Below are 20,503 nucleotides of genomic sequence, written 5' to 3'. Positions count from 1 at the left end.
GCCCATTCGTTCCATGTTTTTTCATCTTTTGCTGGCGAAGTGCCACTTAAATCAATCGCAACAGCCGGACGCGAGGTCGCTTCTTTGGAGGATCGATCACTCGCAAAGGCTAAGAGTGTCGGTTGGAAAACCGACGACAACAACATTACAACCATCAACAACGAGAACCATTTCTTTTTCATTTTTCCACTCCTTTTCTTTTTTATTGACACCGAGAGTATATCCCAAGAAAAGAAAGCGCTTAATAAAAAGTGAAAATTCTCATGAAACGACTTTTTCTAAAATAAGAAAAGGAAATTCAATTATTTATTCATAAAAATTTTTGTATGTACAATTCAACATAAAACAACTATAAGAATGTATGCCGTACCAAAAATACGTCAAAAAAGCCGGGATTTTTTCAAATCCCGACTTGGCTCGTTTCTAAAAGAAACCCTTCTAGATAAAAATCAATTCAATTGTAAAATATGCCATGGATTATTGACTGGAACATAACATTTAGATTTCTCTTCAGAAAATCTTTAAACAATGAAACTTTTTACATTTTATCTGGTGCATGTAATCCTAATAGACGTAAGTCTTCTTTTAGTAAAACAGTGACAGCATAAACTAACGCTAAGCGCGCATCTTTTTGGTCATCATCCGCTAAGATTTTTGTATGTGCATAGTACTTATTGAACGCTTGTGCCAATTTGATCGCATGTTTTGCAATGATCGATGGCTCATATTTTTCACCAGCTTGAAGCACTGTTTCAGGATATTTCTGTACAAGCTTCACGACTTCCCAACTATTTTCGTCATTCAACGCATAAGCTTGATCTTTAGAAGGAACAAAACCTGCTTTGTCTAATAAACTCATCGCCCGAGCATGAGTATATTGGACATAAGGACCTGTTTCTCCTTCAAAACGAACCACTTCTTCTAAATTGAAGTCAAACGTATTCAAACGGTCATTTTTTAAATCGTGGAAAATAACAGCACCCACACCGACTTGTTTTGCGATGACATCTTTGTTTTCCAAATCAGGATTCTTTTCACTGATTTGTTGTTTCGCTGAGTCGATTGCTTCATTCAATACTTCTTCTAGTAAAACGATCTTTCCTTTACGTGTCGATAGTTTTTTACCACCTTGTGTGATCAAACCAAACGGGATATGGTGCATATCATCTGCCCAGTCAAAACCTAGTTCTTTCAAGACAGCTTTCAATTGTTTAAAGTGATAACTTTGTTCATTACCAACTACGTATAGTGATTGACTAAAATCATACGTACGTTTACGGTATAGTGCAGCTGCCAAATCACGCGTAATATAAAGTGTCGCACCATCTGATTTTTTGATCAAGGCAGGATTTAGATCATAAGCAGATAAGTCAACGATTTCTGCACCTTTGTCTTCTTGTAAGAGATGTTTTTCTTCTAGTAATTCGACGATTTCATCCATCTTGTCATTATAGAAAGCTTCCCCGTTCAATGAATCAAAACGAACTTCTAACAAGTCATAGATCTTGTTGAATTCTTTCATTGATTCGTCACGGAACCATTGCCATAACTCCATCGCTTCTTCGTCGCCTTCTTCTAGACGCTTGAACCAAGAACGAGCTTCATCATTCAATTCAGGTTGTGTTTCAGCTTCTTCGTGGAATTGGACATATAGACGCAATAATTCATTGATTGGTTCAGCTTTTACAGATTCAGCAGATCCCCATTTTTTGTAGGCAACGATCAGTTTTCCAAATTGTGTACCCCAGTCTCCTAAATGGTTGATACGTACTGGTTGATAACCTAATTTTTCCATAATAAAGCCAATTGAGTTTCCGATTACTGTCGAACGTAAGTGACCCATTGAAATTGGTTTTGCAATGTTTGGTGAAGACATATCGATTGGCACGCTTCCTTGGTTACCGATCGTGCTATCCCCATAGTGTTCTTTTTCTTTTACTACTGTAGCTAACACTTGCTTACTGATGATCTCTTTGTTCATAAAGAAGTTCAAGTATGGTCCGACGACTTCGATTTTTTCAAAATTTGTTGCATCGATTTTCTCAGCAAGATCCGCTGCGATCTGTTGTGGTGCTTTGCGGAAGATTTTTGCTAAAGAGAACGTTGGAAATGCGACATCTCCATGGTCCGCTGATTTTGGATTTTCAAGTAATTGTGCGACTTGCTCCAACGTCAAGTCATCTTGTACGACTTCATATAGTGCTTTTGCAACAACATCTTTGTTATTCATTTATTTTCCTCCTACATATTGTTTGCTGTAAAACAAAAAAATCTCTAGCAAATCCATATTTCCTATGAATTTACTAGAGACGAGAATTCCCGCGGTACCACTCCAATTGTCCTAAAAAAGGACCTGCTCGATCTGATATCGGTAGACGACCGTCTGTCAAAGACAGAGTTCTCCAAGTGCGCTTCATTGGGATTTGTCCGTCCGGCTTCCACTCTACCCAGACTCGCTTTGAACGAAATGACACCAATTACTCTCTTGTTCAGCAAACGTTGCTCTTATTTAACTTGATTTGAATTATAGCAGATATCCAATCTCCTGGCTAGAGTTTTCTTCATAAATAAACGGTGTTCGAAAAGCTGACCTTCAACAATAAGCTAAAATGTCCAGGAGGTCTAAAGGAGATTAAAAACCAACTGGACATTTTATACACATGGTCATGGTAAAACGATAAAAAGTTTCTTACGCTTCATCAGCAACAATGATTGTTCCTTCTTCTGAAGCTAATAGATTTTCAATATTTTCTAAGGAAGTAATAATTGCTTTCCCAGTAGGACGAGCCTCAACAAAGGCAATCGCTGCTTCCACTTTTGGCAACATGCTTCCTGGAGCAAATTGGTTTTCAGCAATATACTGTTTCATTTCTGAAACACCAACTGTTTCTAATTTCTTTTGATCTGGTTTTTGATAATTTACGTAGACATTATCGACACCCGTCAACACGATCAATAGATCTGCACCAATGATCTCTGCTAATTTTTCAGAAGCAAAATCTTTATCGATAACAGCTTCTTTTCCTTCAAGACCTGTTGCAGTTTCCACTACTGGAATACCGCCACCACCTACAGAAATGGTGATTACGCCTTGTTCCACTAATGTTTGGATGACTCGAGCTTCTTTGATTGAGATTGGTTTTGGAGAAGCAACGACCTTACGCCAACCACGTCCTGCATCTTCTTTGAATGTTACAGAAGAGTCTGCTTTCATCTGATCATTCGCTTCTTCTTCTGTATAGAACGGTCCAACTGGTTTGCTTGGATTTTTGAACGATGGATCATTTTCATCAACGATGACTTGTGTCACTAACGAAACGACATCTTTATCGATTCCTTTTTCCTTCAACACTTCGCCCATCGCATTTTGCAACCAATAGCCAATTGAACCTTCCGTCATCGCCACACATGTATCTAATGGCATTGCCGGTGTTTTTTCTGAATCAGCCGCTTGTTGTTGGATCAATAAATTCCCAACTTGAGGACCATTACCATGTGAGATGATCAATTCATCTCCTTGTTCAATAAATTTCACTAAGTATTTTGCTGTTTCCATCAATGCGTCTTGTTGCGCTTTTGCACTTGCATCTGTTGATAAAATCGCGTTTCCGCCTAATGCAACAACCACTTTTCTGTTTGCCATGTCTATCTCCCTTTCTTTCAGAACATTCTGAATTTTACCGATGACAAAACAAGCCAGCGTTCTTTCTGAACGATCCTCACGCTGACTCGTTTTGATTATTTACTTGTTAGTTGTTACACACGAGGAATGAATAAGTTTCCTAGTGTTGCTGCCATGATTGCTTTGATTGAGTGCATACGGTTTTCTGCTTGCTCAAATTGACGTGCATATTTACTGCGGAATACTTCGTCTGTTACTTCCATTTCAGTGATGCCGAAGCGTTCTTTCATTTGTTCACCGTAAACTGTCTTCGTATCATGGAATGCTGGTAAGCAGTGTAAGAAGATCAAACGATCTGTATTGTTTGTTTTTTCGATCATATCCATATTGATTTGGTAAGGTTTCAATAATTTGATACGTTCTTCAAATTTATCTTCTTCACCCATTGATACCCAAACGTCTGAGTAAAGAACGTCTGCTCCGTCTACCCCTTTAGCAACATCGTCAGTGATCATTAATTGTGCACCTGATTTCGCTGCAAACTCTTCAGCCATTTTCACGATTTCTTCTTCAGGTTGTAATTCTTTTGGTGCAACGATACGCATATTTGTTCCTAAGATCGCACCTGTTACTAACAATGAGTTCGCCATGTTGTTACGTCCATCGCCACAATAAGCAACTGTGATGCCTTCCACTTTACCGAAGTTTTCTTGGATCGTTAAGAAGTCAGCGATCATTTGAGTTGGGTGCCATTCATCAGTTAAACCATTCCATACAGGTACGCCTGAGAATTCAGCTAATTCTTCCACCATTTTTTGGCTGAAACCACGGAACTCGATTCCGTCAAACATACTACCTAATACTTTGGCAGTATCTTCTGTAGATTCTTTTTTACCTAATTGGATGTCATTTGCACCTAAATACTCTGGATGCGCACCAAGATCGATTGCTGCCGTTGTAAATGCTGCACGTGTACGTGTTGATGTTTTTTCAAATAGTAATGCAATGTTTTTTCCTTCTAAGTAATGATGTGGGATGCCACGTTTTTTCAAATCTTTCAAGTGTTGAGAAAAGTCGATCAAATATTGTAACTCTTCCTTTGTAAAATCTTTTTCTGCTAATAAACTTCTTCCTTGAAATACTGATTCTTTCATATGAACATTCTCCTTTAAAATTGTATTCTATTTGATAGTACATAAAGCACTTGGTATTAAGAGGAAATCTGATGGCAGCTGACAGTGACTGCCATCAGGAATAAACTATTTTAAATCTTCACGAGCTAATGGTTGGCTCATGCAACGAGGGCCACCACGACCGCGTGACAATTCACTTGAAGTGATTTCCAATACTTTGATGCCGTAGCTTCTCAATAATTCGTTTGATACATAGTTACGATTGTAAGTAACTACCACCCCTGGAGCAATCGCTAATGTGTTTGAGCCATCATTCCATTGTTCACGAGGTGCAACAATCGCATCGCCATTACCTGTTGGGATCAATACAAGATCATCTAACCCTAAAACTGATTTCAATGACTCTTGTAAATCATCTGAATGAGAAATTTTGATATCATCGCCAGCTTGTTCAATTGTAAAGACGTCCATTTTTCCTTCTTTACTTTGGATCGCTGGATGGATTGTGAATTTATCATGGTCAACCATAGTAAATACTGTATCTAAATGCATCATGGCACGATTATTCGGGATCTTGATTGCCAAGACTTTTTCAAATCCTGCATTTTTCGCAAATAAGTGACGTGCTAAACGCTCAATCGCTTTTGCATTTGTTCTTTGTGAGATACCCACAGCGACAACTGTGTCACTAAGGATCAATTCATCCCCACCTTCGATATGATCTGGATTTTCGCGATCCAACCATACGTCAACCCCTTTATTTGCAAAACGTGGGTGGTGGTTCAAAATGTATTCTGTGAACATTGACTCACGACGACGTGCTTCAAATGCCATTTTATTGATTGTCATCCCATTCCCCATTGATGCGGAAGGGTCCCTTGTAAAGTATAGGTTTGGCATTGGATCCATGTAGAAAGGATAGTCGTCATCAGATGATAAATCGTATAAACTACGTGATTTCACATCGATATCTTTTGTACGGACACCCGCCATGATCTTATCTACCATATCTTGAGTTTCCATTGATAGAAGGAACTCATGAAGACCATCTCTAACAGCATTAGATGCAATAAAAGATTCATCTAACATTTTATTTAAAAATTCCTCTTTGACATTACCTGCATCGATTGCTTCAGCCGCTAATTTTTCTAAATATAATGTTTCAGCGCCTTCACTTTGGAGCACTTGTGCAAATTCATCATGCTCAGCTTGTGCAATCGGTAGATACGGAATGTCGTCGAACAACAAACGATCCATAATATCAGGCGTTAGATTTTCCACTTCTTGACCAGGTCGTTTTAATAATACTGTCTTTAACTTTCCTATCTCAGAGAAAACGTGAATCGGTTTATCCATGTTGTGTTGCCTCCTTCGTTTTGATTACATACTTAGAATAAACTGCTTTTGTAATCACTTTCATGCTTTTCTCGCATTTAAAAAGAGAAGAATCTCTCATTATTAAAGCTTAATTAAATAATTACACATTTTTGCATCTTTTATTAATAATTTCTCTTTTTTTTATACTGAAAACTCTCTCAAAAAAATTTTTATTCATCAAAAAAATTTTTTTGTATATTTTTAAATCCCATTTAAATTAAGGTTGTTAGCGTTTACTTTATGTATATTATTTGTTTTTTATACACTTTTATGATCACTCATTAAATTATATTCATCTGTTTTGTATAAATCCTACATAATAACAAACGCAATTAATATTTTACAAAATATAGCTTTTCTCGGAATGTATTATGGCTTTACAAAAGAAATAAAAGAAGTCACAATAGAAGGAGAGAATTATAGGAAGCAGGGATGTTCATGCGTGTAAATAAAATCGATTATCATTTTTCTAAACTCAGATATCAACCTGATTTTGAACACTTTACTGATGAGGAATTTGAAGAAATCAAAGAGCAGACTGTCCTACGTTCATATAAGAAAGGACAAGTGCTTTTTGATGAAGGAGATGAGCGGCAACGTTTCTATGTCTTAACAGAAGGATTGATCCGTTTAGAGCGTTATGACGAAAGTGCTACTTATTACTACTATGATTATGTCACAGCAAATAATCTCTTTCCAATGTCTGGTATTTTTGAAGAAGAACCTTATACGTATACAGCACAAGCCATGACAGATATCGAGACTTTTTATTTTCCTGTAGCTTGTTATGAAAAAATTGTCAAAAACAACCCCAATCAATTGATTTACATGATCCAGAAGTTAGGAAAAGTCGTTCAGATGCACGAACTACGCATTCAAATCGGCTTGACCTCCAGTGCATTTGACCGAGTGAAACAAAACTTATTTGTTTTAAAAGAAGAATTAGGAATCCCTACAGAAGACGGTCATATATCGATACCCTATCCGATCACGTTGAAAGAACTAGCAGTCAATAGTGGTACCACTCGTGAAACCGCCGGACAGGTGATCAAACAGCTGAAAGACTCCGGCTTGGTGAATTATGACAAGAAGCGGTTCACGTTTTGTAAGGAGGCAGTGACACCGGGGTGGCGGGAGTAGTATTTTATACCTGTTATAGTCAACTAGTTTTCAGAACTTTTCTTAATTCTTATGGAATATAAAAAAGATTTTTTTTATTAATCATGTAAAACAAGCAGCTAGGTTCTAAAGGCTCTATAATTTATGGGACTGATGAATCAGAATTGATTCTTCAGTCCCATTTTCATTTTAGGTATTAAAAAACATATCGTTCTCTAGTATGATTAAATCACCACAAAATAAACAACTGAGAGGACGATATGCTATATGAATGATTCTATCAAAAAAATGCTGAGAATAATAGAGAAAGATTTGATGATTACAGAGGTCTCTTACGAGACCCTTCAGAAGAAAAAGACGTTGGTCGTCGATGCTGTTCTCTCGCCTACTCCTCGTGCTTGTAGAAGTTGTGGTTCTACTGTGGTAGATGGAAACGGGAAAGCAATTATAGTGAAAAATGGAAAAAAAGAAACGATTGTCCGTTTTGAAGAATACAATCATATGCCTTTGGTTATGCGCCTAAAAAAGCAGCGCTATACCTGTAAAAACTGCCGAACCCATTGGACTGCTCAAAGTTATTTTGTCCAATCCAGACATTCAATCGCAAATCATGTTAGATATAAAATTGCTTCTTTACTGACTGAAAAAGTATCTTTATCTTTTATTGCGAAAAGCTGTCAGGTATCTTTGACCACCGTTATTCGTACATTGAAAGAGTTTAAAAGCTATTTACCAAAGCAATCTAAGAAGATTCTCCCAAGAGTATTGATGGTTGATGAATTTCGTTCGCATGCTTCCATAGAAGATAAAATGAGCTTTATTTGCGCAGATGGCGAAACAGGAAAATTAATAGATGTTTTGCATACGCGTAAATTACCTCGATTAACAAGCTATTTCTTAAAGTGTACCAATCCAGAAGAAGTAGAATTCTTGGTGACAGACATGAACGCCGCCTACTTCCAGTTCACCAAACGTGTTCTGCCAAATGCGAAAATAGTGATTAATCGGTTTCATATTGTCAAACACATGAATCAAGCGTTCAATGAGTTGCGAATCCGTGAAATGAATGAACTTCGTAAAGCAGGACAGAAAAGCCAGGCAGAAAACCTGAAAAAGAACTGGCGCTTTTTGCTAAAAAATCGTGCAAACATCAACCATTATGAATACAAAACATGGAAAAGTTTCCGAGCACCAAAATACCCATTTCTTACTGAAGCAATGATGATTGATCGATTGCTTGAGTTTTCTACGCCCCTAAAGGAGGCGTATCCCTTTTTTCATGAATTAGTTGAAGCCTTTCGAGACAAAGACCCTGACTTATTTTTCTCCTTATTAGCAGAACTTCCCGAAACGTTGGATGACAGCTTTCGGGAAAAGTTTCAAAACCTTCTGACCTATGAAGAAGGCATCACCAACGCAATGATCTATCCTTATTCCAATGGAAAAATAGAAGCGAAGAATACCCACATAAAGACAATGAAACGAGTATCCTACGGATTTAAATCATTCGAGAACATGAGAATTAGAATCTTTTTGATCAATCAATTAATCAAAGTAAGATAACAAAAAATCTGAGCCAGAATGAGGTTCATTCTGACCCAGATTTGATTTTGCACAACTCACCAGTCCTTATTGACAAAGAGCCGTTCTAAATAGCTTACCTGTTTTAGGACCTAGTTGCTTGTTTTACATGGTTTTCTTATTGTATAGTCAGAACTATTTGTTTAATACCTCAATTAAAAATACATAGCATAAATCATATAATCATTTATTTCACTATATTACTGAAATATTATATCCTTTCAATTGATTTATCTTCATATTTACTCTAAAATGTAATGGATTAGGAGGACAATAATGAATACATCAACGGTACTAGATTTAAATCATAATACAACTACTAAATTTGTACAGAAGAAAATCATATTCGCTTTATCATTTAGTTTTCTTTGTGTTTTTTTGACTAATTTACTTCCGGCTTTAAATTTTTCAATTTTCGAATACGCTATTTTTCAGCAAATGCCAAAAATCTTATTATTTATTTCATATTTATATGCATTGCCTTCTTTCATCAAACGAATCAACACTAAAATTTTATATATCTTATATGGCTTTATTGGAACTGTGACTATTAATCTTTTATTTCAGAATAATTTACACCAATTTTTAACTACCATTACCGTTTTTTCATATAGTTGTTTACCTGTTCTTTTATTTGTAACTGCCATTGATGATTTTAAACAGCTATACTCTTATTTCTATAGATCTTCATTGTTTGTGGCAACTTTATTAATTGTTTTATCTTTATCTGGTGTACTTGAATTTAGTGCTGAATATAGCATGGGATTTTCCTATTCTACTATTTTCTACTTTATTTTCTTGATTAACGACTTTTTCTTTACTAAACGAATTAGTTCTTTGCTTTTTTCCCTACCAATTTTTCTTGTAATCTTCGCTTATGGTTCACGAGGAGCCTTGGTATGTATTCTTTCCTTCTTTTTGTTTCGCTTAACAAAAAATATTTTCCAAAAAAAGCATTTATTACAATCTCTCATGTTAATCTTAGTCATTTTTGTAACTTATTTAAATTTGAATAATATTTTGCTTTTTATTCAAAGAATTTTTCATTCTCTTAATATACAGAGCAGAACATTAACCCTTATGCTACAAAATGAAATCGACTATTCAGCTGGGCGTGATGTATTATATACTACTGTAATCGAGGCTATAAAAAAAGATCCATTAGCTATCAGAGGGATTAATGCAGATTATAATTTACTTGGAATCTATTCACATAATATACTTTTAGAGTTAGTATACCAATTTGGTGTAATCATTGGTTCGATATTGATAACAATCCTTTTAATCATAGTATCGTTTACATTATTCAAAAAATATTCTTTTGAATTTGATTCTTTAATCATTATAATTCTTGCTATTTGGTCATCTCAATTGATGGTTAGTTATAGTCTTTGGATCTCGATTTATTTTTGGTTCTTTATTGGCCTATTCATCAATAAATGTAATACTAAAGAAAAACATTTTATTCTTACTAATTCTCAATCACAGTATTTTGATAAATTGAATATTAGGAGTTGAATAAAATAGAATTTAAAACAAGCTAGACTACGAATGTGTAAACATTCGTAGTCTAGCTTGTTATTTTATTACAATTAAAAAAATTTATACCTCCTGTTCTCTACATATAATGATTGACATCTGAAATAGTAACTTAAGAACCATAGCAATAACATAAGCAACAGAAAAACCGATTATTCCGTAATTTAAGCTTAAAATTATTGCTAGAAAGACATAGATTGCACCATAGCTCACCTGTATAACATTTTGATAAAATAGTTTGTACAATTTCAGTAGGAAAGTATTGATAATATTCCCAATCACGTTGAATAAAATACCTATCGTTATAATTGGAACTAGCGGTAATGACTGATTAGCCAAACTAGGATATAGAATATTTATTAAAAAAACAGATACGTAATTCACAATAAAATACATTGGTATAAATGCTACGAATAAATACATAGTAATTAATAAGAGTTTTTTACGTTTTATCTTATAATCATCTTTTGCAATATATGATAATAAAACATTCGTCATCGGAGTAACAAGCATTGCGATAATTTTTGATATTGAACTTGCTGCATAAAAAGTACTCATACTCACAGCTCCTAAAATAGGTAGAATCATAAAGCGATCTAAGTAATTCAACACATTCGCTATTAAGTTGGCAAAACTTAAATTTATGAATTTTTTTGTGATCCTATGGTCTAATTTTCTTAAATCTGCTGTTTTAAATTCATACACTATTTCATTATTCGATAAAAACAAATATACATGTCCTATTACCTCACCTATTAAAAAAATCAAAGACCAATAGCTTCCACCTATTTGGTTCAATAAAAACATTCCTAATAAATACCCTGCAACAACAGACAAATTCATATATAGTAAGCCAATAAATTTTAATTGTTTCCTATAAAATACAGAACTATATATTCGATTGTTTGTTAACATCGTGCTGATAGAGAAAATAATGATATTTGCTACCGAGAGATTTCTTCCATAAATAAAACTAAGTATAAAGATGAGTAGAAAAGAAACAATATTAGTTATAAACGATAGTGAAAAAAAATCTGGCTTCTCTTTATCAGAAGTAATTAATCTGATATTATTTAATGTATTCCCTAAAAAAGTTGTAATGACATTACTAAATCCATAAATAGAGACTATTTCACCGAAAACTTTTGTTGTAACATCTCGTGATAGAATCGGTAGGATGAGTAACTGGATTATAGCTATCAAAACTAAATTTGATATGATATTAATTGCAAAATCAAAAAATATTTTCTTTTTCATCTATTCCTCACATTCAACTCCGTTATCAATTATCTTACTATAAACTTCAGATATCTTATTTGAAATTTTATCCCAATCAAATTCTTTACTGTATTCTGAAATTCCTTGGAAACTATCTAAATCTAGTATCATTTTATTGATTCTACTTTTTATCTCTTCTTTAGAATTCGAATTTACTGAATAACCCACTACTCCTTCTTCAAATTGTTTATCAAACCCTTCATTTTTAGAATAAATAACTGGAGTGTTTTGACTGATAGCTTCAGCGTACGAAAGACCAAAAGTTTCTGATTTTGAAGGTAGAATAAATATATCTGCATTCGAGTAAATACTGATTAAGTCTTCTTTATTTTTGCTACCTAAGTAATCTACAAAAGAATATTTTTTTATCTTATCCATGTATTTTTCATCTGTAATCTGTCCAACTAACTGATAGCTGAACTCTAACCCTGAAGTTCTAAATTCATCTAATGCTTTACAAACCATCAGCTGATTCTTATTTCTTTCTATTCTGCCTACTGTAAGTAGTATTAGCTGACTTTTTCTTTCTTTAGCTGTTTGATCCATGAGATTGTTTAAGAAATATGGATCGACCCCATTCGGTATAACAATTGATTTTTCTAAAATCAACTGCTTATTTTTTAAATATACATATTTTTCTATCATTTTTTCTTTATATGACTCCGATAAAAAAATAACTTTAGATGCATTCATCAAAATATCATTTCCTAAATTTTTTAAATGTTTATAGTATTTAAAAAAATATTTTATGTCAGTTGAACGTACTGTGATAACATATGGAATCTTACTTTTCTTATATAGATTATAGGCAACATTTCCATCAGTAAATAATGTGTGTGCATGAACTATATCAAAGTCTGTTGGATCATATGTTTTTAACAAAGCATTAAAAATTTTATTGGATTTTATTTTATAAAAAAAACGATCATAAGGATTAAAGCATTCTACAACTTTTATATTCTCATTTACCATCTGAGGTCTCACTAAATGATTTTTCCCAACTCCAATTGCAGCAAATACTTGGTTTTCATACTCTTTGTCTAACCTTGTGATCAATTCATTGTACAAATTTGAATATATATAATTATTACATATATGAATAATTTTTGTCATTTTATCTAATCCTTTTTAAAAATAAGAAATTTCAATCTCTTATATTCAACTTTTGATTTTAAATATAAATTTATCATGTTAAGCTAAATAACTCGGTAAATTCTCTTCACCGAGTTATTTACCACTTATTACTACAAATGACGATAGTAGCAAACACAGATTTTTAACTCTAATCCAAAGCTATTAATATTTTGATTACACAATCGATTAAAGTTTCCAATATATATAGTTTTCTTTTTCCAAATCATCAATAGAAAACAAGTTCTTTACATCAACCAATACTTTAGAATCCATATCTGCAAAATATTCACTAATTTTATTAAGTGTTAATGATTTGAATTCTTTATGTCCTACAGCAAATACTAGTGCATCTTGATTAGTTAGAGAGCTTAATTCTACAACTTTCACACCATATTCTAAATATGCTTCTTCAGTATCAACCCAAGGATCAACAATTTGTGGTTCGATATCATATTCTCTAAGTCTTTTAATGATATCAATCACTTTAGAATTTCTTAAGTCAGGACAATCTTCTTTAAATGTTAATCCTAAAATAGTTACTTTTGAATTTTTTACAGGTTTTCCAGTTAATACTAATTTTTTTATAATCGCATCTGCAACGAACTCACCCATTGAGTCATTTACTTTTCTTCCAGCAGATATAATTTGAGAAGTATAACCTAAATTTTCTGCCTGATAAATAAAGTAGTATGGATCAACGCCAATACAATGTCCTCCAACTAGACCTGGTCTAAAGCCTAAAGCATTCCATTTGGTATTCATGGCATCTATTACTTCATTCGTATTGATCCCCATTTTGTCAAATGCGATTGCTAACTCATTTACAAAGGCAATATTAATATCTCTTTGTGAATTTTCCACAACTTTAGCTGCCTCTGCAACTTTTATAGACGAAACTTCATGTACACCAGCATTAATAACAATTTGATAAACATTACTAATTTCTTTCAAAGAATCTTCTGTAGTAGCTGAAACAATTTTTATAATATTTTCCAATGTATGAACTTTATCACCTGGATTGATTCTTTCAGGCGAATAACCTACTTCAAAGTCTACACCACAGATTAATCCTGATTCTTTTTCTAAGATTGGGATGCAAATTTCTTCAGTTGCCCCTGGATAAACAGTTGACTCATAAACCACTATAGAGCCTTTAGTTAAATTTTTACCTAATATTTCACTTGCACCAATAATTGGTTTTAAATTTGGTGTTTTGTCTTGATTTATAGGTGTTGGAACTGCAATAATATGAAATTTTGCTGATTTTAAATCCTCTGGGTTATCAGTGAATTCTACTGTAGTTTTCTTGATTTCATCATCTCCGACTTCATGGGTAGCATCCACACCATTTTTATACTCAGTGATTTTTTTTGAATTCAAATCAAATCCCACTACATTAATTTTTTTTGCAAAAGCTACAGCAATTGGCATCCCAACGTAACCTAATCCAATTAAACTCAATTTTTCCTCTTTATTTACTAATTTTTCATATAGTGTCATAATCAATAATCTCCATTTTTTTATTTTCAATTACATTGATAAGCTTTTGTGTAAGTAAATCATAATCATATTGCAGGACCGCATCTCTTGCATTATTTCCCATCTCTATCATATCTGAGCTATTAACTATTTTTTTTAAATTAAAGATAACTTGTTCAATTTCTTGTTTCTCACACATTTCTCCACAAGAGTACTTTTCTATAACGCTATAATTGGTCGTATAAGTTTGCAAAATGGGTTTGCCTGCTGCTAAATATTCAAATAATTTATTTTGACTCTGTCCATATTTATCTAATATCGTACTTTGATTGTGTAATAAGTTGATGGTTGCCTGAGATAGAATTGAAGGAATATATTTTTTCTCTACTTTCCCCATATATAATGCATTAAAAATATTTTCATCATTAATTCTTTTTTTGATTTTGCTTACTTCATCGCCTGAGCCATACATTAAAAAACGGATTTTATTATTTTCTTGACTTAATTTTTTTGCCACATCTAGAATGAAATCAAGGTTGTTAACCTTCCTAATAGATCCTGTATAAACAATATTTATATAGTTTTTATCAGAAAGAATTTTATCCTTATATACATTTCGTTCGATATTTGAATCAAAATCTTTTAAAATCACACCATTATTGATATGGAAAAATTTAGACGCTGGAAGGTTGTTCCATCCTTGATCTAGTACGTAATCATAACCACCTTCCCAAGTCATGATTACTTTATCTGATTTCTTATAAATCCACTTTTCACCTTGATATAGAAGACGTATTACAGGATTCTTCTTTGTTAATCGACTATATGCAACTATACTCTCAGGCCAGAGATCTCTCACTTCAGATATACACTCCACTCCAAAAAATTTAGCAAGTCTAATACCTGCAACCAAGGTTAGCGGATGAACACTTGAAGCATATATAACATCTGGATTTGGAATACCTAAGTCAATTTTTCTTAAACTAATTATCCCTCGATAAAAATCAAACATGTTGTTAATTCTGCTAAATCCATTTGTGTTATACTTTGCACATTTAATAAAAACAAACGGGATTGATTCAAAATATTTTATTTTATAATGCTCTTCTTGAAAGTATTCTTTATTTGAATTATGAGTTGTTGATGCGCAGAAAACGATAGGATTATAGCCGTTTTCCTTTAATTTTTGCGCGAACCATAAATGTCTACCACCTTCGTTAAAATACATATCTGTAGCATAATGGTTTAGTATATATATATTTTTCTTCAAGTATAATCATCCCAATTCTAATTTCCTTTGAATTTTTCCGTAGTAAGTATGACATCGTTTTGAGTTATACCCTCTCTTTTTACAACTTTTTTAAACGTATTCAAAATTATTATAACGTCTAATTTAAAAGATATTTTATTAATGTAACTTACATCGTATCCAAATTTTTCCTGCCATTTGATCGCATTCCTACCCTTGACTTGCGCTAATCCCGTTAATCCAGGGCGGACGCTATGACGTTTCCGTTGTTCCTCATTGTATAATGGTAAATATTCAACTAATAATGGTCTTGGACCCACAAACGACATATCCCCTTTTAAGATATTCCAAAGTTCAGGTAATTCGTCTAAACTAGTTGCTCGTAGTAATTGTCCAAATTTCGTTAACCGAACATTATCAGGTAAGTCATTTCCATTTGCATCTTTTGCATCCGTCATTGTACGAAATTTATACATGGAAAAAATGACTTCATCTTTTCCAGGTCGATTTTGCTTAAATATGATTGGAGAGCCCAATTTAATTTTTACTAAAAGAGCTACGATTAAAAGAACAGGCGATAAGACAACAAGAGCAAGAGCTGAGAAACATATATCTAATGCTCTTTTTCCCCATTTCTGATATACGCTTTTATTATTCATGTTGCAACACTCGCTTGATTGTTTTCACGACTCGAGACAAATCTTCATCTGTCATCTTCGTATCTGATGGCAAACACACACCAGTATTAAATAATGTTTCAGCAACATTATTTCCAACATAATCATATTCTGCAAAAATTGGTTGTAGATGCATTGGTTTCCAGACAGGACGTGCTTCGATATTTGCTTTATCCAATTCATCCATAAGCATATTCGTATCCACATCTGAAAGCAAAATCACACTTAGCCAATAATTAGGTTGATTCCATTCATTTTCAGGCATGAAGGAAATGGAAGGAATGTCAGATAGTTCACGTTTATAATAATCATAAATATATCGTTTCTTGTTGATTCGGTCTGACAATACTTTTAGCTGTCCTCTGCCGATCCCTGCTACAATATTGCTCATACGATAGTTATAGCCTATTTCATTATGTTGATAATGACGTGCTTGTTCCCGGGATTGTGTTGACCAAAATCGAATTTTTTCAATTCTTTCTGGATTATTTGAAACAGCCATTCCTCCACCAGATGTGGTGATTATTTTATTCCCATTAAAAGAATAGATACCATATTCCCCAAATGTGCCAGTATATTGACCTTTATATGTTGTACCTAGTGACTCTGCCGCATCTTCGATCAAGGTCACTTGATATTCTTTACATATCTTGATGATTTCATCTAAATCTGCAGATAAACCGTATAAATGAACGACAACTACTGCTTTTGCTTCAGGATATTTCTCTAAAGCGATTCTAAGTTGTTTAGGGTCCATATTCCAAGTTTCATTATCACTATCTACAAACACTGGTTTTGCACCTTGATAGACGATAGGGTTTACAGTAGCTGAAAATGTTAATGATTGACAAATCACAATATCATCTTCTCCAACCCCAGCTGCTTTTAATGCTAAATGGATGGCTGCTGTACCTGAAGTCAATGCAGCCGCATGGTCAATCCCTACATACTCAGCCAATTCTTTTTCAAAGTTATTGACATTTGCACCAAGCGGAGCAACCCAGTTGGTGTCAAATGCCTCCTTGACGTATTCTTGTTCGTATCCTTCATCACTCATATGTGGTGATGCTAGGAGTATTCGTTCATTTTCCATCTTAATCCCAACTTTCTATTATTTTTGCAGGCACTCCCACACTTTTTGTATTGTTATGAATATCCTTAACAACTACACTTCCTGCGCCTATAATATTTCCTTGGCCAATCGAGACTTCTGGTATCACTTTAGTTCCGACTCCGATTTCATTTCGATTGCCTAATAGTGCATAACCAGACAGATTTACATTTGGATAGATTGAATTATAGTTTCCTATCTTTGAATCATGCCCAATTGTTGAATAGATATTGAACATATTGAAATTACCTATTGTTATATCGGCTGTATAAGTTGTGTAAGGCATCAAAATGTTCCCTATACCTAGTTGTACATTCAATCCTACTAAAGCAGTAGCATCAATCAAATTTGGAAATGTCAGATGATTATTACCTTTCAATTCCAAAAAAATTTTTTCCTTAATACGCGGATTAGCAATTCCTATAAATACAGCAATCTTTAGTTCCATTTTTGTTAATAATTCTATTTTTCCTAGCACTGGTATTCCAACAATCTTTTCATCTACCGTCTTGACATCATCAACAAATCCAATTAACTCATATTCGGACTGTCTACTTAATAAAAAGGCGAGTTCTTTACCGAATCCTCCAGCACCAACAATTATTGCTTTCATGACACTCCCCCTATTTACTCGAAGCCCTTGCAAATGCTACGACTTCTTTTGCTAGTTGTTTGTCATCGTCGGATAAACCTGTTACAAATTCCATGACTTCTTGGATCGGGTAACCTTTGATATTCCCTACAAAAATCTTTTCATACACCTGTTCATCATTTCGTTCTTTGTCCAACAACAGTTCTTCATACAATTTTTCGCCAGGTCGGATGCCTGTTTCGACGATTTCGATTTCTTCTTCAGTGTAACCACTCAAGCGGATCATATTTCGTGCAAGATCTAAAATTTTGACTGGTTCACTCATATCTAAGACAAAGATTTCGCCGCCTTTTGCTAATGCACCCGATTGGATGACTAAACGGCTTGCTTCTGGGATTGTCATAAAGTAACGGGTCATCCGAAAATCGGTGATCGTGATGGGTCCGCCTTTTGCGATCTGTTCTCGAAAAACAGGGATTACGCTTCCGCGAGAGCCCAAGACATTCCCAAATCTTACGGCCGAAAACTTGGTACTGTTTTCTTCATTTAAGCCTGTGACGATCATTTCTGCGATTCGCTTCGTGGCTCCCATCACATTTGGTGGGTTATTGGCTTTATCGGTGGACACCATGACAAAGTTTTTGACATTCGCTTCTTTGGCAGCTTCTGCTACATTTTTTGTTCCTTTGATATTGTTTTTTACTGCTTCTCTTGGGTTATATTCCATCAAGGGCACATGTTTATGTGCTGCTGCATGATAGACGATATCCGGCTGATGTTCTTTCATGATATGGAAGATCTTTTCACGGTCTTGGATATCTGCAATAATTGGAATGATTTCTGTTTTATTATAAGAGGGGTCTCCTGATAGTTCGCGATGAATCAAATAGATCGAGTTTTCACCATGTCCTAATAAGAGTAATTTTTTTGGCGAAAAAGCAAGTACTTGACGACAAATCTCTGAACCAATAGAGCCTCCAGCTCCGGTAACAAGTATGACTTTTTCTGAGATGTGTGATTTTAGTTTATCTAAATCTAATTTGACTTCTTCTCGTCCTAACAAGTCGACCACGTCGATTTCTTTCAGGCGAGAAACATTGATTTTCCCTGATGCGATTTCTTCAATCGAAGGCATGGTATTCATCTTGACTTCTTTTGATTCGATAAGATGGAAAATTTCACGAATTCTTTTTCGTGGCAAGGAAGGTATCGCGATCGTCACCATATCGATCGACAATTCGTCGATCAATCTTGGTAAGTCCTTAGTATTCCCTACGACTTTTATCCCAGACAAATATGTTTTATATTTGTTCGGATCATCATCCACAAAGCCAATCACTTCCAAATCGTTGATTGCTTTTGAACTAAGAATACTATTGTATAGAATACGTCCGCCTTCGCCAGCTCCAATAATTAGTGTTCTGTGTTTGTTTAGTGGCGATTCTTGACGCTGTGTTTTATGTTCGATATATATACGCCAGAATAAACGACTGCTGATGATGAGAAACATAGATAAGATGTAAGTTAATAATTGTAATCTAAGGCTGATTTTTTGCATAAACAAATATTGGATGATAAATGATGAAATAACGGTACAAGTAATGGCTGAAAAAATAGCTGCCATCTCATTTAAATTCGTATATCGATTGATTCGCGTGAATGTTTTAAACAGCATGCCATATCCAATGTAAAAAATTAGTGATACGCCTAAATTCACGGATAAGTAATCTTGATCGATACCAACAAATGGTGTCATAAAATAATAGCTTGATAATATAGAGATGCCTAATAAAAAACTATCAACCAAAACTAAAATGATTACTTTTCTTCTTCTAGTAAGTTCAAACAACCCCTGCGCCCCCTAAAACTTTTATACAATAGGTCGAAAATCTTTTGCATGCACTTGCTCCCCATTGATGATGTCTCTTGTTACTTGATCCATTTCTTCGATGAATGTAGATCCAAATTTTTTCTCTACGATACTATATGCTTTTTCCATATAAAAATCCCGATCTTTTCGACTATGGGCATCTGAGGCAATCATCTGGACAAGCCGATGTTGAACCAGTTCCTCACTTAACTTCTTGATCTGTTTGCCATAAACACCTGCAATACTCGGTGCAGTCAACTGCGCCAAACACCCCATATTCAAGTAGGGTAATAATAGATTAGGACTTTCTTGGAAACCGCGGTTCCGCTCAGGATGGACAATGATTGGTACGATCCCCATCTGACGTAATTCATAAAACAAACTTTCTGTATATTCGGGAATGCTGTTTGTTGGTAGCTCAGCTAGCAAATAGCGATCGGCGACATCTGCAAAAAGAATCTTGTCACTTTTAATTTCATCTATTAAATTACTTTTTATTCGAACTTCTTGTCCTTCAAATAAAGTTAGGGGGATGGACTGTCGATCGAGTTCTTTTTGCAAGTCTTCGACAGCTAGTAATACATCTGCTTTTTCATTGGTGAAACGTTGATTGTGATGAGGGGTGCATAAAATGTGGGTGATTCCTTGTCGAACAGCTTCTTCTGCCATGGCGATCGATTCTTTGACCGTTTTTGGTCCGTCATCTATACCAGGTAAAATATGACAATGTAAATCAATCATT

17 protein-coding genes are annotated in these 20,503 nt (G+C 34.2%); 3 read left to right on the top strand and 14 right to left on the bottom strand.

Annotation, left to right across the window (positions count from 1 at the left end; all coding sequences use genetic code 11):
• The 5 genes from ACH0AK_RS14530 to arcA form a co-directional block, all read right to left on the bottom strand.
• The coding region (locus ACH0AK_RS14530) for a hypothetical protein (RefSeq protein WP_499797052.1) at nucleotides 1-182 on the bottom strand (182 nt) is incomplete at its 3' end.
• Between the two features lie 356 nt (nucleotides 183-538).
• A complete protein-coding gene (gene argS / locus ACH0AK_RS14525) occupies nucleotides 539-2,230 on the bottom strand; it encodes an arginine--tRNA ligase (protein ID WP_010735177.1) in 1,692 nt (563 codons plus the stop codon).
• A gap of 459 nt (nucleotides 2,231-2,689) precedes the next feature.
• Nucleotides 2,690-3,643, bottom strand: a complete 954-nt coding sequence (gene arcC / locus ACH0AK_RS14520) for a carbamate kinase (RefSeq protein WP_010735176.1) — start codon at nucleotides 3,641-3,643, stop codon at nucleotides 2,690-2,692.
• 113 nt (nucleotides 3,644-3,756) lie between these two features.
• Nucleotides 3,757-4,776 carry an ornithine carbamoyltransferase gene (argF, locus tag ACH0AK_RS14515; protein ID WP_010735175.1) on the bottom strand — a complete coding sequence of 340 codons (1,020 nt, stop codon included), beginning with the start codon at nucleotides 4,774-4,776 and terminating at the stop codon, nucleotides 3,757-3,759.
• 105 nt (nucleotides 4,777-4,881) lie between these two features.
• Nucleotides 4,882-6,111, bottom strand: a complete 1,230-nt coding sequence (arcA, locus tag ACH0AK_RS14510; protein WP_438725242.1) for an arginine deiminase — start codon at nucleotides 6,109-6,111, stop codon at nucleotides 4,882-4,884.
• 459 nt (nucleotides 6,112-6,570) lie between these two features.
• On the opposite strand from arcA, the gene ACH0AK_RS14505 reads away from it, so the two are divergent.
• The 3 genes from ACH0AK_RS14505 (at nucleotide 6,571) to ACH0AK_RS14495 (ending at nucleotide 10,350) form a co-directional block, all read left to right on the top strand.
• Nucleotides 6,571-7,272, top strand: coding sequence for a Crp/Fnr family transcriptional regulator (locus tag ACH0AK_RS14505; RefSeq protein ID WP_023519859.1), 702 nt, complete (start codon nucleotides 6,571-6,573; stop codon nucleotides 7,270-7,272).
• Between the two features lie 246 nt (nucleotides 7,273-7,518).
• Nucleotides 7,519-8,814: an ISL3 family transposase gene (locus ACH0AK_RS14500; protein WP_499797051.1), complete on the top strand. Its 1,296-nt coding sequence runs from the start codon at nucleotides 7,519-7,521 to the stop codon at nucleotides 8,812-8,814.
• Nucleotides 8,815-9,108: 294 nt separating this feature from the next.
• Nucleotides 9,109-10,350: a hypothetical protein gene (locus ACH0AK_RS14495; protein ID WP_062805082.1), complete on the top strand. Its 1,242-nt coding sequence runs from the start codon at nucleotides 9,109-9,111 to the stop codon at nucleotides 10,348-10,350.
• A gap of 84 nt (nucleotides 10,351-10,434) precedes the next feature.
• Here ACH0AK_RS14495 and ACH0AK_RS14490 read toward each other — a convergent pair whose 3' ends face one another.
• The 9 genes from ACH0AK_RS14490 to ACH0AK_RS14450 all read right to left on the bottom strand — a co-directional run bounded on the left by ACH0AK_RS14490 (nucleotide 10,435) and on the right by ACH0AK_RS14450 (nucleotide 20,502).
• Nucleotides 10,435-11,628: a lipopolysaccharide biosynthesis protein gene (locus ACH0AK_RS14490; RefSeq protein WP_062805081.1), complete on the bottom strand. Its 1,194-nt coding sequence runs from the start codon at nucleotides 11,626-11,628 to the stop codon at nucleotides 10,435-10,437.
• Nucleotides 11,629-12,762 (bottom strand): glycosyltransferase family 4 protein, encoded by a 1,134-nt coding sequence (locus tag ACH0AK_RS14485; RefSeq protein WP_062805080.1) that lies wholly within the window; start codon nucleotides 12,760-12,762, stop codon nucleotides 11,629-11,631.
• A 207-nt stretch (nucleotides 12,763-12,969) separates the two neighbouring features.
• Nucleotides 12,970-14,283: a nucleotide sugar dehydrogenase gene (locus ACH0AK_RS14480; RefSeq protein WP_062805079.1), complete on the bottom strand. Its 1,314-nt coding sequence runs from the start codon at nucleotides 14,281-14,283 to the stop codon at nucleotides 12,970-12,972.
• Entirely contained in the window at nucleotides 14,270-15,532 is a 1,263-nt protein-coding gene (locus tag ACH0AK_RS14475; RefSeq protein ID WP_062805078.1) for a glycosyltransferase family 4 protein, read from the bottom strand. The genes ACH0AK_RS14480 and ACH0AK_RS14475 overlap by 14 nt, the downstream gene beginning before the upstream one ends.
• A gap of 17 nt (nucleotides 15,533-15,549) precedes the next feature.
• Entirely contained in the window at nucleotides 15,550-16,170 is a 621-nt protein-coding gene (locus ACH0AK_RS14470) for a sugar transferase (protein WP_062805077.1), read from the bottom strand.
• Nucleotides 16,163-17,281, bottom strand: coding sequence for a DegT/DnrJ/EryC1/StrS family aminotransferase (locus tag ACH0AK_RS14465; protein WP_023519866.1), 1,119 nt, complete (start codon nucleotides 17,279-17,281; stop codon nucleotides 16,163-16,165). Before ACH0AK_RS14465 ends, ACH0AK_RS14470 begins: the two co-directional genes overlap by 8 nt.
• Nucleotide 17,282: 1 nt before the next feature.
• Nucleotides 17,283-17,912, bottom strand: coding sequence for an acetyltransferase (locus ACH0AK_RS14460; protein ID WP_062805076.1), 630 nt, complete (start codon nucleotides 17,910-17,912; stop codon nucleotides 17,283-17,285).
• 10 nt (nucleotides 17,913-17,922) lie between these two features.
• Entirely contained in the window at nucleotides 17,923-19,740 is a 1,818-nt protein-coding gene (locus ACH0AK_RS14455) for a polysaccharide biosynthesis protein (protein ID WP_499797048.1), read from the bottom strand.
• Between the two features lie 21 nt (nucleotides 19,741-19,761).
• A complete protein-coding gene (locus ACH0AK_RS14450; RefSeq protein WP_226076968.1) occupies nucleotides 19,762-20,502 on the bottom strand; it encodes a tyrosine-protein phosphatase in 741 nt (246 codons plus the stop codon).
• Nucleotide 20,503 lies beyond the last annotated feature (1 nt).

It is taken from the genome of Enterococcus pernyi (assembly GCF_045371165.1).
Classification (GTDB): domain Bacteria; phylum Bacillota; class Bacilli; order Lactobacillales; family Enterococcaceae; genus Enterococcus_B; species Enterococcus_B pernyi.
This window is presented reverse-complemented; position numbering and strand designations above follow the sequence as displayed.